The 12846-nt window shown below is 61.7% G+C and carries 15 protein-coding genes and 1 tRNA gene; 5 read left to right on the top strand and 11 right to left on the bottom strand.

Features of this window, described 5'->3' with window-relative positions; all coding sequences use genetic code 11:
* Positions 1–117: 117 nt before the first annotated feature.
* Positions 118–558 carry a GNAT family N-acetyltransferase gene (locus HMPREF2912_RS07675; protein WP_070683768.1) on the bottom strand — a complete coding sequence of 147 codons (441 nt, stop codon included), beginning with the start codon at positions 556–558 and terminating at the stop codon, positions 118–120.
* 506 nt (positions 559–1064) lie between these two features.
* Here HMPREF2912_RS07675 and HMPREF2912_RS07670 point away from each other — a divergent pair.
* Positions 1065–1925 (top strand): siderophore-interacting protein, encoded by an 861-nt coding sequence (locus HMPREF2912_RS07670; protein WP_070562193.1) that lies wholly within the window; start codon positions 1065–1067, stop codon positions 1923–1925.
* 27 nt (positions 1926–1952) lie between these two features.
* Positions 1953–2498 (top strand): DNA-3-methyladenine glycosylase, encoded by a 546-nt coding sequence (locus tag HMPREF2912_RS07665; protein WP_070683766.1) that lies wholly within the window; start codon positions 1953–1955, stop codon positions 2496–2498.
* Positions 2499–2511: 13 nt separating this feature from the next.
* Here the strand turns inward: HMPREF2912_RS07665 and HMPREF2912_RS07660 are convergent, their stop codons facing one another.
* Positions 2512–3708 carry a L,D-transpeptidase gene (locus tag HMPREF2912_RS07660; protein ID WP_198531024.1) on the bottom strand — a complete coding sequence of 399 codons (1197 nt, stop codon included), beginning with the start codon at positions 3706–3708 and terminating at the stop codon, positions 2512–2514.
* 318 nt (positions 3709–4026) lie between these two features.
* Here HMPREF2912_RS07660 and HMPREF2912_RS07655 point away from each other — a divergent pair.
* A tRNA-Lys gene (locus HMPREF2912_RS07655) sits at positions 4027–4099 on the top strand.
* Positions 4100–4142: 43 nt separating this feature from the next.
* Here the strand turns inward: HMPREF2912_RS07655 and HMPREF2912_RS07650 are convergent.
* From HMPREF2912_RS07650 to HMPREF2912_RS07630, 5 genes are all read right to left on the bottom strand, one after another.
* Positions 4143–4646, bottom strand: a complete 504-nt coding sequence (locus HMPREF2912_RS07650) for a 2'-5' RNA ligase (RefSeq protein ID WP_070561406.1) — start codon at positions 4644–4646, stop codon at positions 4143–4145.
* Between the two features lie 11 nt (positions 4647–4657).
* Entirely contained in the window at positions 4658–5419 is a 762-nt protein-coding gene (locus tag HMPREF2912_RS07645; RefSeq protein WP_070683762.1) for an ABC transporter ATP-binding protein, read from the bottom strand.
* Positions 5410–6525 (bottom strand): FecCD family ABC transporter permease, encoded by a 1116-nt coding sequence (locus tag HMPREF2912_RS07640; RefSeq protein ID WP_246816490.1) that lies wholly within the window; start codon positions 6523–6525, stop codon positions 5410–5412. The genes HMPREF2912_RS07645 and HMPREF2912_RS07640 overlap by 10 nt, the downstream gene beginning before the upstream one ends.
* Positions 6526–6527: 2 nt before the next feature.
* Entirely contained in the window at positions 6528–7676 is a 1149-nt protein-coding gene (locus HMPREF2912_RS07635) for an ABC transporter substrate-binding protein (RefSeq protein WP_070561410.1), read from the bottom strand.
* 268 nt (positions 7677–7944) lie between these two features.
* Entirely contained in the window at positions 7945–8223 is a 279-nt protein-coding gene (locus HMPREF2912_RS07630) for a DUF3618 domain-containing protein (RefSeq protein ID WP_010191207.1), read from the bottom strand.
* Positions 8224–8410: 187 nt separating this feature from the next.
* Here HMPREF2912_RS07630 and bcp point away from each other — a divergent pair, with 187 nt between their 5' ends.
* Complete coding sequence (gene bcp, locus HMPREF2912_RS07625) at positions 8411–8881, top strand: thioredoxin-dependent thiol peroxidase (RefSeq protein ID WP_070522333.1); 471 nt, start codon at positions 8411–8413, stop codon at positions 8879–8881.
* Positions 8882–8884: 3 nt separating this feature from the next.
* Positions 8885–9523 carry a TetR family transcriptional regulator gene (locus tag HMPREF2912_RS07620; protein ID WP_070522336.1) on the top strand — a complete coding sequence of 213 codons (639 nt, stop codon included), beginning with the start codon at positions 8885–8887 and terminating at the stop codon, positions 9521–9523.
* Between the two features lie 35 nt (positions 9524–9558).
* Here the strand turns inward: HMPREF2912_RS07620 and HMPREF2912_RS07615 are convergent, their stop codons facing one another.
* The 4 genes from HMPREF2912_RS07615 to HMPREF2912_RS07600 are packed head-to-tail and all read right to left on the bottom strand — an operon-like array spanning position 9559 to position 12797.
* A complete protein-coding gene (locus tag HMPREF2912_RS07615; RefSeq protein WP_070683760.1) occupies positions 9559–9981 on the bottom strand; it encodes a holo-ACP synthase AcpS in 423 nt (140 codons plus the stop codon).
* A 10-nt stretch (positions 9982–9991) separates the two neighbouring features.
* Positions 9992–10744, bottom strand: a complete 753-nt coding sequence (locus tag HMPREF2912_RS07610; protein ID WP_070525338.1) for an ATP-binding cassette domain-containing protein — start codon at positions 10742–10744, stop codon at positions 9992–9994.
* A gap of 2 nt (positions 10745–10746) precedes the next feature.
* Positions 10747–11805, bottom strand: a complete 1059-nt coding sequence (locus HMPREF2912_RS07605) for an ABC transporter permease (RefSeq protein WP_070525336.1) — start codon at positions 11803–11805, stop codon at positions 10747–10749.
* Complete coding sequence (locus HMPREF2912_RS07600) at positions 11802–12797, bottom strand: substrate-binding domain-containing protein (RefSeq protein WP_070683793.1); 996 nt, start codon at positions 12795–12797, stop codon at positions 11802–11804. The genes HMPREF2912_RS07605 and HMPREF2912_RS07600 overlap by 4 nt, the downstream gene beginning before the upstream one ends.
* Between the last annotated feature and the right edge of the window lie 49 nt (positions 12798–12846).

Genomic DNA, 12846 nt, shown 5'->3' with positions numbered 1-12846 from the left:
TAACGAAGTACTACTAAGGGTTCTTAATACCACGTGATGGCTACCTCAAAGTGAAAGTCAATTGAAGTGCGTTCGATACTTTGTCCCTGCGCATGGGTTGACTGGCTCATCTCGGCGCTATAGCGGCGAAGCGTACATCGGACGGAATCCGCTTTCATCAGGCACGATTAAGTCCCACCCTAAAGATTGCCAAAATCCGTCCGATCCTTCAGCCAGCGCCAGCATTTGCCGCTGTGGGTACTGCTCTACCACCCAGTGAACGATTGCTTTTCCTATGCCACGACCCCGATGAGCGAGCCTGACGTCGATGAACTGAATCTCGATCACGTCGGGGCCATCCATTGGCAGGGGGTAGGCGGAGTCACTCCAGTAACTCCGGTGAGGCTTCAAGTCCAACTCCAGTAGCGCAACTTGTTCACCGCCATCGCGCACCTCGTACCATTCATAGTCCTCGGATAGTCGGTATGTGCCCAACCAATGCTGGTTGAACTCATAATCACCAGCGATGCCCTGCGAGAATGCCATAGGGTCGGTGATGGGATGAAACGAGAGGTCCATGCCATTATCATACTGCCTGTTCCACACGGAAATTAACGTGTGTAAATCATCTGTCACGGCCGCGTATCGCCAGATCAACGGTAGCCACAATTCGTGGTCACACAGGCCGAGTGAACATCGAATCCGTCATGCGCTTAATTACGCTTTAAACTACGCGTAGCCAGTCGTAGATCGTCGTACCTCAGTGTAGTAGGACCACTCCGAAAACACTCCTCTCGCTGCAAGGATCCTTTTCGAGGCCATCTACGCTCACTAACGAAAATTACGAAACTGCGACCCTGCGTGTCGCGGGTTCGAGCCCGTCAGCCACCCTGAATAGACCCCGCTTTCCGCTTGAGTAGGATGCGGGGTCAACTTTTTGCATTGAGCCACCGCACCCGCGCACCACCAAGCCCCACAACCAGCCGGACTTGAGTATGTTAGCCTTACCTAAACTTAGAGTATGTAGGCTTCTGCCCTCACAGAAGATCTAAGCTCTTGAAGAGATAGCAAGGATAGTGATGACAATGGCTGACCAGGTTAAAGAGGCAGCGCCGAAGCGCAAACCCCGCAAGGCACATGAAGCGACCGTGACTGGCCGCCGCCAAGTATCTCCAGACCTGGTTCGGTTACACATGAGCTCCCCAGCATTCATAGGCAAGGAGCTGGAGTTTACAGATCACTACATCAAGTTGTTGTTCGTGCCAGAAGGTGCCGACTACTCCTGGCCGTTTAATATCGAGCAGATTCGCGCAGAGCAACCGCGCGACAAGCAGCCAATTCTCCGCACCTACACCCTGATCAACGTGAACTCAGAAACCGGGGATTTCGACATCGACTTTGTGTCCCACGGTGATTCCGGCCTGGCTGGCCCTTGGGCACGCAGAGCCGAGGTTGGAGAGAAGCTCGGTTTCCTCGGCCCTGGTGGCGCGTGGGGACCAACCAAAGACTATGAGCACTTTGTGTTCGCCGGCGACGAGTCTGCAGCACCGGCCATCAGCGCTGGCTTGAAGCGGCTTCCCGACGGCGCGACTGCGACTGCATATATCGAGATCGAAGCCGAAGACCGCACGTTTGAACTGCCCACCCGCGATGGCGTGGAAATCACCTGGGTAGTCCGCAATGGCGCTACCCACGGTACTGAGCTATCCCGTGTGGTCCGCGCGGCTGGTATCCCCCAGGAGAAGAAAACCGGATGGTTCATCCACGGAGTCGCCGAAATGATCAAAGAGCTTCGTCGCTTCCTTTTCGTTGAATCCGGGATTCCCAAGGAAGACGTTTCTATCTCTGGCTACTGGCGTATCGGAATGACTGAGGACCAGTGGCAGGCCTCCAAGCGTAATTTCAACGCAGAGATTGAGGCCGAGGAAGAACGAGCTAAGGCCTAACGTTTGTTTTCGCGTTAGACTGCGGCAATGATCGATTTCACCGACACCGCCGACGTCGTTGCTCCCCAGCTTCTGGGCACGGTGCTCACGCACAACGGCGTTTCGGTGCGCATCACGGAGGTCGAGGCTTACCTCGGCGCAGACGATGAGGCCTCTCACACCTTCAACGGCCGCACCCCGCGCAACGCCGCCATGTTCGGCCCGCCCGGCCGCCTCTACGTCTACATGTCCTACGGCATCCACCGGAACGGCAACATCGTCTGCGCGCCCGAAGGAACCGGTCAGGGTTGCTTGCTCCGCGGCGGGGAAGTCATCGACGGAGTAGACCTTGCCTACCAACGCCGGGGCGACACGGAATTTCATAACCTCGCCCGCGGACCGGGAAATTTAGGCAGGGCCCTTGGCTTCAGTATCGCGGACAACGGCACGCCCATTCACCTTAAACAACGCGATAAGGAACCTGAGTGGGTCCGCGGGCCGCGCATCGGCATCTCAAAGAACCAGGACGCCGCCCTGCGGTTTTGGATTCCCTTTGACAAGACAGTGTCTCGACGCCGCGGTCTGCCGCGCTAGTGCTGCCCGGCCGCTACTGATTAGCGGTAGCGTTGCCTGCAGACCAAGAAGCCCAGTCCATGTTCCAATCACCCAGACCATCGAGCGGGCTCAGCACGCCGCCGCCGGTGTTGGAGACCCTCACAATATCGCCGCGCTTGACCGTATTCTGGAACCACTGAGCGGCCTCGGGGGTTACATTGATACAGCCATGGGACTGGTTATAGCTGCCCAGCGCGCCAACTGCCCACGGAGCTGAGTGGACATAGATACCCGAGTACGACATCTGGGTTGCCCACTGAACATCAGTCCTGTAGCCGCCGGCATCGAGAGCCAGGCCGAAGGTAGTGGAGTCCATAACGAGGGACGGGTACTTGTCACCGATGACATAGGTGCCGTTCGGGGTATCCCACTGACCATCCCTGCCCATCGAAACAGGCAAACGGCGCAGCACTTCACCGTTTTTGAACACCGACATCATCTTCGTGTTGTTGTCGATCAGCGCGATGACGCGGTCACCAATGGTGAAGTTTGTGGAAGCATCCTCACCGCCGTAGATGCCGCCGCCGAGGTTGCGGCCGTACAGGTCGACATCGACGGTCACTTTCGTGCCGGGTTCCCAGTAGTTTTCCGGGCGCCACCGCACTTCCTGGTTGTTGACCCAGTAGAAAGCACCTTCAACGGCAGGCTCGGTCTTGACTGTGATTGCCTCTTCGGCCGCCTTGCGGTCGGTGACGTAGTTTCCGAAACGCACGCCGATAACCTGGCCAACCCCCACCTCAGAATCCGGTATCGGACTCAAGGCCACTTCGGACACGCCTGCTGCCTGCGGGGTGGTGAAGGTGATGGTTTTATGGGTGCCGTCCTTGTCCGTAGCGTCAATGGTGTAGGTGCGGTTATACCCCAGCACTTCTGCACTCTTCCACGTCTTCGAATCAGATGACAGCTCATCGTCCACTTCGATGCCGGCTTCGTTGGTCATTGTCACCGACTTAAGCCCGGCCGGGGACGTAACCTCAACCGGCTTGGAGGGATCGACGTCGCTCGCACCATCCTTGACGGAAAACTTCAGCTGCTTCGCCTTGGCGGCTGCCGACGCCGATGCTTCCGCCGAAGCGCTCGCTTTGACGTCAGCCTCCGATTGGTCAGTGGCCGGACCGGAATCCGCGGCACCACCAATGGTGCAGGCGGTTAAGAGTGAAGCGGTCGCAACGATACTCGAGAGAAGCATTGCGGGACGTGCGGAAGGGAATAGAGAATGCACACAAACCCCTAGCTCATAGAAAGACGCAGACAATAATAAGAGTGCACATAGCCTAACCGCACACGCACCCTACGAACCAGTTAGCGCCACCGCTCTTAACCGTTTCGTTACCCACCCGTCAGACTTCCACACCCGCGACTCTTTGAGAGAAGCATTTAGCCATGGCATTGATCGCAGAAAACACCCATTTACCTGGCGATTTTACCTTTTTACGAAGAGGGTGTTAAAGTTACATCTCGTTGCACGGCAGGCACTGAGGAAATCAGAGCCGGTCAGAAACACCAAGCGCCATTAGCTCAATTGGCAGAGCAACTGACTCTTAATCAGTGGGTTCGGGGTTCAAGTCCCTGATGGCGCACAGTTCAAGCCCCTCACCCCCGTGGTGAGGGGCTTTTCCGATCCTAGCCCAAGACCTCGAGCTGCTGCGTCTTGGGCCGCCACCACGCGGCCTGCGCCGCCGTGAATTCCTTGTGCTCAAAGGTCGAGATTTCATCGAGCGCCCGCATGTACTCCGGCACCATCGCTCGCGGCAGCCGCAGACCCATCGTCAGGTGCGGGGTCCACCGCGGGCCCCTCCCCTCCGGGTTCGAGGCACTGAGGCGGCGCGCGGCGGATTCCAGCTCATCCGTGGTTTCTAAAAGCCACGCCACGGTCTGTTTACTCTTCGTCCCAAAGACCACCGTGCCCACGCGGCGAAAGGCCGCGGGCAGAAGCGGCGGGAGCAGGTTGCGGGCCTCGTCGACGACTGCGGTCTCGAGCGCCGGCGCGAACGTCACCGTAATGTGCGGGCGCTGGTGCTGCACCGGAAAGCCACGCTGAGCCAGGGCAGCATAGACGTCCCGGATGGTGTTTTCATCCTCCGGGGTGAGGTACAACAGGAGGTTTTCGGGCGAATTTCGGCTCACACGGCCCGAGTCTAACTAACCTCCCGCAGCGCCACGACGGGTTGCCCGCAGTGGTCCAGCACATCCGTCTCTACGCCGTAGACCTCGCGCAAGAGCTCCTCCGTGAGCACCTCCCCCGGCGCGCCATGGGCGCAGGCCTTGCCGCCATGGAGCACGACGAGCTGGTCGCACATCCGGGCGGCCAGGTTGATGTCATGAATCGCCACCAACGCGAGGCTTCCTTCCTCCCGAGCTTTTGCCCGCACGCGGCCCAAGACGAAGAGCTGCCGGTTGAGGTCGAGGGCGGAGGTGGGTTCGTCGAGAAGCATGAGCCCAGGGGTCCCCACCAGCATCTGCGCCACGGCGACGAGCTGGCGTTGGCCGCCGGAGAGCTCGTTGAGGTAGCGCTGCGCAATGTCGTCGAGCCCCATGGAGTGCAGGACCGCGGCGGTGCGGGTGATTGGGTCCTCGCACGCTTCGCGCCGCGCCGCAATCAGCACCGCCTCAAACGCGCGCAGCGCCGCGGTGTGTGGCAGGCCCTGCGGCACATAGCCGATGAGCTGGCGGCGCCGCTGTCCGCGCGGGCTCTGGCCGTCGACGCGAAAGTCCACCGTGCCGCCCCGCGCGCGGTGCACGCCGGCGAGCGTCTTGATGGTGGTGGTCTTGCCGGATGCGTTCGGCCCCAGCAGCCCCACGACCTGCCCGCCGCGCAGGGTGGGAAGGCTCAGCCCGTCCACCACCGTGCGCGAGCCATAGCCGGCAGATAGATCGGTGATGGTGAGTTCTACGTCCACAATGCCCTCCTCCGAGTCATGACGATGGCGATGAAGAATGGCACGCCCAGAAGCGAGGTGACGATGCCGATGGGGATGGCCAGCCCGGGCTTAATCAGGAGGCTGAGCGCGTGGGCGGCGCACATCACCGCCGCGCCTGCGGCCATGGAGGCCGGCACGAAGTAACGCTGGTCCTCACCCACCAACATGCGCGCGATGTGCGGGCCCACCAGGCCGATAAAACCGATGATGCCGGCGAAAGCCACGGTGGTGGCCGCGACGAGCGAGACCACGACGAGAACAATCACGCGTAGGCGGGAGGTGTTGATACCGAGGGCGGTGGCGCGGGCGTCACCAAGCCGCAGCGCCGTCAGCCGCCACGACAGCGCTCCCAGGATGGGCAAGGCCACCGCAAGCACGCCGGCCAGCACGGCGTTGGCCTGCCAGCTGGCGCGGGTAAGCGAACCCATGGACCAAAAGACGATCTGCTGGAGAGCCTCGCTGGAAGAGCGGTATTGAATGAGCGCCAGCATGGCTTGGAAGAAGAAGACGAGGCCGATGCCGAGAAGCACCATCGTTTCGGACTTCGCACCGCGGATGACGGCGGCGACGACGATGATGGCCGTGGCCAGCGCCGCCGACAGCCACGCGATGAGCGCGAGGTTGAACTGCGGCTGGGCCAGAAGCTGCCAACGCAACACGATGGCGCTGGCCCCGCCGAAGGCAGCCGCCGCGGAGATTCCGAGGGTAAAGGGCTCCGCCAGCGGATTATCCAGGATGGTCTGCATCTGCGCGCCAGCCAGTGACAGGCTGGCCCCAATAAGCAGCGCCATGACGGCCATAGGCAGGCGCAGGCTCCACAGGACTGTACGCGTTTGCTTGTCGACGCCTCCCGGATCCACCATCCCCCGCAGCACCTGCCCCGGGGTGAGGTCGATGGCGCCAACGATCACGCTAACAACGAATGCGGCGAGCGCTACGCCGATAAGCCCGGCGACGATGGCGATGCGGCGGCGGGTCACGCGGGAGTGCTCGCGTGCGAGGGCCTCCACGGGAAGCACCGCGGTTTCTGCGTGCGTGGTCCGTTCAGGGCTTGCCGAGCGCGCGGTTGAGGTGAGAATGCTCATGACTAGTTGGTGCTGAAGAAGGTTCCGTCGCCGGGGACGGGCGAGTATTTCTCTTGGGCTTCGGCCCATTCTTTCTGAACGTTGACGTCTGCGTAGTCCTCTGGGTGGAGCCACGCGGCGATCTGAAGGAGTGCCAGGTAGTTGAAGGGCGAGTTGTAGAACTGGTGCCACAGGCCGTGGAGGTTGTGCTCCTTGACGGCAGAAAGATCCTCAAAACCAGGTTGGACGCCGGCCAGCGAAGCGGCGCTCTCGTGGGCATCCTTTTCGCTGATGCCATAGCCGGCGGCAGCGAAGCCGGTGTGGCCCTTTGCGTTATCCACTTTGGCGGACCAGTCGCCGCCGGTGGCAATGATCATGTCGGGATTGGCGTCGATGACCTTCTCCGGGGTCAGCGCGCCGGACTCACCCTCGATGATGCCGTCTGCCACGTTCTTTCCACCGGCGACGTTGACCAGCTCAGAAATGTTGGAGTCATTCCACGAGCCGCAGCAATCGGAGACACCCGCTGCGCGCCACACGAAGGTGGAGGGCTTGTCCTGCGCTTTCGTGGCGCGCTCGGTTACCAGATCCACGTTCTTTTGCCAGTCCGCGATGAACTCCTCCGCGCGGTCCTCGTGGCCGAAGATATCGGCGAAGATTTCCATGGTGGGAATGGTGTTCTCCAAGGGCTTGGCGCGGAAGTCCGTGACGGCATAGGTCAGGCCGGCCTGATCCAGCTTGTCGGTGAGCCCAGCGGTCTGGGAGGCCTCGTACTGATCCTTGGAGAGCACGATGAGGTCCGGGTCGAGGCTGATGAGCTCCTCCACAGTGACATCGCCCTTGGTGAAGCCGCCGATTTCCGGCAGCTCGTTGACTTTGGGCGTGGTCTTTTCCAACTCGCGGTAGTAGTCGGGCACATTCTGCTTCAGGTCCGATCCGATGGCCACGACCTTGTCCAGCGGGTCTTCCTTGTTGAGGATGCCGGTGGCAAAGACGCTGCGGCCTTCTCCCAGGATGACGCGTTCCGGCGCGTGGTCCAGCTCCACCTGGCGGCCGGCAAGGTCTGTGAAACTCACAGCGGCAGTCCCCTGCGCTCCCGTGGCCTGCTCGCTGCCGGCATCGGCATTGTCGGAGGCACAGCCCGCCAGCGCGCTGGCCAGCGCCGCCACCATGGCGCACGCCCCTACTACTCGCCCGGCGCGCGGACGGGATGCCTGGCCTGCAGGCGTCGATACGTGAAGCACGATTTCTCCTTCAAACTTTGGTCTTATGGTCTGTTCGGAGGTTCATACTACACAGACAGGTAAGGCTACCCAAAGCCTGCATAGGGTAGGCAATGCTTCCAGTAACGCATACGGAGCACAAAAATGCCCCACCCCGGGGTATTTCCCAAGGCAGGGCCTCTAGGTATGCAGTCGCGCCCAACGGCGCTAACCGGCTCTAGCGACGCTCAGCGAGCAGGCGCTGCAGTTCCTTGATATCGGACTTGCGGCGCTTGGAGCGGAAAACGGAGAAAGCGATAAGGCCTACGACGGCTGCACCAACGCCGGCGAGCGCCATCTGCACATTGCGCTCCTGCAGCTTCTGGGTTGCCGCGCCCTTAGCGTCCTCGACGAAGTTCTGCGGCTTGCTGCGATCAGCCAGCTCATCCAAGGTGCTAGCCAGCTGACGGCGGGTGCGCTCGATGTCGCGCTGGATATCATCAATGTTGCGTGCCACGTGAATCTCCTGAATTTGGCTTCGTTCGGTGTTGCTGCGGTTAGTGTCTTTCTAACCGTTGTGGTTCTAACGTCGACATTCTACATTGACCGCCAGCTCCCCTGCAGAGTTGACCAACGTTTGTTTCACCCTCGGTGGCGTAGATACGCCAGATAGCCTCCCCGTAGGGCACGGTAAGGTAGACAGCATGACTGAAGCACAACGACTGTCCGTAGGAGACAAGGCTCCCGCTTTTTCCTTGAGCGATGATGCCGGCAACACCGTAAGTCTGAGTGACTATGCTGGCCAGCGCGTCGTGGTTTACTTCTACCCGCGCGCCAACACCCCTGGCTGCACGAAGGAAGCCTGCGACTTCCGCGACAGCCTGGAGCAGCTCAATGACATGAACATCGCCGTGGTGGGAATCTCCCCTGACAAGCCCGAGGCACTGGCAAAGTTCCGCGAGGACCATGAGCTCAACTTCCCGTTGCTGTCTGACCCTGACAAGGAAGTCATGACGGCTTATGCCGCTTTCGGCGAGAAGAAGAACTACGGCAAGATCGTCCAGGGGGTTATCCGCTCTACCTTCCTTGTGGAAGAGGACGGCACGATCGGCCAAGCCATGTACAACGTCAAGGCCACCGGCCACGTCGCCCGCGTGCTTAAGGGGCTCAACTAAACCGTGGAATCCAGCTCGAAGTCACCGGAGATTCTGGTCCCGAGGCGTCGCCCAGCGCAGGCGCGCAGCCGGGCCAAGTATGACCGGATCTTGTCCTGCGCGCGGGAGACGCTCGTGGACTATGGCTTCGAGTCCTTTACTTTCGACGAAGTCTCGCGCCGCGCGGAAGTGCCGATTGGCACGCTCTACCAGTACTTCGCCAACAAGTACGTGCTGATCTGCGAGCTCGACCGCCAAGACACCGCGGAGATGTTGGCTGAGGTTGAGCGCTTTTCCCAGCGCGTTCCGGCCCTGCAATGGCCGGACTTCCTCGAAGAATTCATTGACCGCATGGCTCGTGTTTGGCGCAACGACCCCTCGCGCCGTGCGGTGTGGCACGCCGTGCAGTCCACACCCGCGACCCGTGCCACGGCCGCCGACACGGAGCTCAGCCTGCTCAAGCCCATCGCGGAAATCATCGAGCCTCTTGCCCAGGGCATGGACGCCGACGCCCGTGTGGAGATCGCCGCCTTCCTCGTCCACACCGTGGTTTCCCTGCTCAACTACAGCACCATGCGCTCCGAGGAAAGCTTTGATGGCGTGGTGGAAGAGATTAAGCGCATGCTCATCGCCTACCTCTTCGCTATTGCCACGAGCGCCTAGCCACACCCAGCGAAGTCAGGTGCGACCAGGCGTGTTTAGCGCGAAAGGTACACAATGGCGGTGGCGTAATCACCATCGTGGCTAATGGACAGCGCCGTGGAAAACTCCCCCAGGGATTCCCGCGTGAGGCGGGCAATCTCACCACGCAACTCGAGTGCTACTCGCCCCCACGCATCCGGGCGGACCTCAATCTCCGCCCAGTCCACGGCCTCCTCCGCTAGGACCGGCGGACGCCCGTAGAGCGCTTGCGACCACGCCTTAATGAAGGCCTCCTTCGCCGCCCAGCGCCCCGCCAGGTGCTGCGCGCGGGCAGCACCGCTCAGCCCCCGGGCCTGCGCCACGCGCAATTCGGAGGCGCTGAAAACCTGCGCGAAGCGCGTGCCGGGAAGCTCCAGCTGCTGGGCAAAGGACGGAATGTGCACCAGGTCGGTGCCCACGCTCACGCCACTTTTTGTCATGCGGGCAAGCTTAGCGTGCCAGCTCCTGTTTGAGCTCCTCCAGCTCGTCGCCGCCCGCCATCCACTGGGTCAGCTCCGGCAACGTGACCTCCTCCTTGGAGGCGTCCAGCGACATCTGCCCCACCGTGAGCACGATGAAGTGATCGCCCACGAGGTAGGCATGCTGCGGGTTGTGCGTAATAAAGACCACGCCCATGCCGCGTTCGCGGGCGGCGTCGATAAAGCGCAGCACCATGCCCGACTGTTTCACGCCGAGTGCTGCGGTGGGCTCGTCCAGGATGATGTAGCGCGCGCCGAAGTAGATGGCGCGGGCAATCGCCACCACCTGGCGCTGGCCGCCGGAGAGCGCGGAGAGTTCCACGGAGACGTCGCCAAGCTCAATGCCCATCTCGGACAGCTGCTCGTGCGTAATGCGCTTCATCTCTTCCTCGCGCAAGCTCCCCAGCGCCCCGGTGAGTTCCTGGCCCAGGAAGAAGTTGCGCCACACCGACAGCGAGGGAACCAGCGCCAAATCCTGGTACACGGTGGCAATACCCGCGTCGAGGGAATCGCGCGGGCTGGTGAAGTTCACCTCTTCCCCATCGACGGTGATGGTGCCGCCGGTGGGCTGGTTGAGGCCGGCGAGGATCTTGATCAGCGTGGACTTGCCCGCGCCGTTATCACCCAGCACGCAGGTCACCGCGCCCTCTTTCACAGAGAGGTTGATGCCGCGCAGGGCGTGGAAGTTGCCGAAGGTTTGGGAAATATCGTGCAGCTCAATCATGGTTATCGCTTCCTCGTAAAGTTGGCCACCGAGGTGTTCGTCAGCACGGCAAAGAGCAGCATGGCGCCGAGGAAGAACTTGAACCAGTCGGGGTTCCAGCCGGCGTACACGATGCCTTGGTTCGTCATGCCGAAGATGAGCGCGCCGATGGCCGTGCCCACCGCCGTACCGCGCCCGCCGGTCATGGAACATCCGCCAATGACCGCGGCGATGATGTAGAGGAACTCGTTACCAATGCCCTGGCCGGCCTGGATGGAGTCGAAGGCAAAGAGGGTGTGCATGCCCACGAACCACGCCGCGAAGCCGACGAGCATGAACAGCGCCACCTTGACGCGGCGCACGGGAACGCCGACGGCGCGGGCGGCTTCATCATCGCCGCCCACGGCGAAGATCCAGTTTCCCCAGCGCGTCTTGTACAGCACCCACGACGCAATGGCGACGAAGAGGATCCACCAGATGACGGTGGCGCGGATGCTCAAGCCACCGATGTGGATGGTGCCGGCAAAAATGACGCGGGCCGAGCTGAATCCTTCCATGTCAGCGATGGTCGGGGTGGCCACCTGGCCGGTCACCAGCTTGGTGATCGCCAGGTTGAGGCCCTGCAGCATGAGGAAAGCCGCCAGCGTAATAAGGAAGGAATCGATCTTGGTGCGCACCACGAGGAAACCGTTGAGCGCACCGATGGCCAGCGCGGTCAGCAGGGATAGGCCCACGCCCACCCACGAGTTGAGGTGGAAGTTGTAGTTGAGCATGGTGGCCACGAGCGCCGCGGACGTCACCGCCACGCCGGAGGACAGATCAAACTCATTACCAATCATGAGCAGGCCCACCGCCAAGGCCACGATGCCCAGCGTGGAGCTGGCGTAGAGCACCGTGGAGAAAGCCTCAACCGAGCGGAAGGCGGGCGCCACGATCATGAAGAGGACGAAGATAACCACCGCGCCGAGCAGGCTGGCCAGCTCCGGGCGGCGGATGAGGCGCGCGAAGCCGCTACGGCGGGTCAGGCGGGTATCGGCGGGGTGTGATTGCACCTCGTCGGATGCAGTCGTGGCTTCGCTCATCGCAGACCTTCCTTAGCGGATTCGGAGATGATGTCCACGTTGGTGGAATCCACGAAGGAGGGGCCGGTATAAACCGGGCGGCCGCCGCCCATGGTGGATCCGTTGCGGTGCGCCAACCACAGCGAGTCGACGGCGAGGTAGCCCTGCATATAGGGCTGCTGGTCGACGGCCCACTGAATGCGCTTATCCGCGATGGCTCCGACAAGCTCGGCGTTGGTGTCGAAAGTGGAGACCTTGGCCTTGGAGGAGGCGTCGGCAACCGCGTCGGCGGAGCGCATGGCCACGGAGGCCTGCAGCGCCATCACCCAGTCGATGGAAGGATCCTGGCTCAGCTTCGCGTTAATGGTGGACTGCGCGGCGGTCAGATCCTTGCCGTTGACGTACAGGAGCTCAACCTTGCCGTTGTCCAGCCCCTTCTTCACGCCGGCGCAGCGCGACTCCTGCGAGGAGTTGCCTTGCTCGTGGATAACGCACAAGACGTGCTTGGCGCCATCATCCTTGAGGCGCTCGCCGGCCTTGGTGCCGGCGACTTTTTCTTCCTGGCCGAAGAAGGCGCTCATGCCGTACTTCTGGTAATCATCCATGCCGGCGTTAAGACCGACGGTGGGGATGCCGGCATCGGAAGCCTTCTTGGCCACAGGCCCAATCGCACCAGAGTTGGGCATGGTCACGGCGATGCCATCCACGCCGGAGTCGATGGCGGACTGCACCAGGTTTGCCTGGTTGGGCGCTTCCGGGTCGGAGGAGTAGCGCAGCTCGATATTGTCCTTGCGGGCGGCATCCTCCGCGCCCTTACGCACGAGGTCCCAGTAGGTATCCCCCGGCGCGCCGTGGGAGATCATGGCGACGACAAGACGCTCGGTGTCGACGCCACCGGCTAGCTCGCCGTCAGCGTCGGGGCGGGGCGCGCCACCGGTGGCCGAACATGCAGTAAGCACGGCGGCGGCAGCGACCGAGATGAGACCTAGCAGTGGTTTCTTAGCATTTTTCACCCTTGCATGGTGCCCCAGGTGGAGGGACTTCTCCAACCCATCTGACCTG

Origin of the sequence: Corynebacterium sp. HMSC056E09 (genome assembly GCF_001813425.1) — a bacterium.
Classification (GTDB): domain Bacteria; phylum Actinomycetota; class Actinomycetes; order Mycobacteriales; family Mycobacteriaceae; genus Corynebacterium; species Corynebacterium hesseae.
This window is presented reverse-complemented; position numbering and strand designations above follow the sequence as displayed.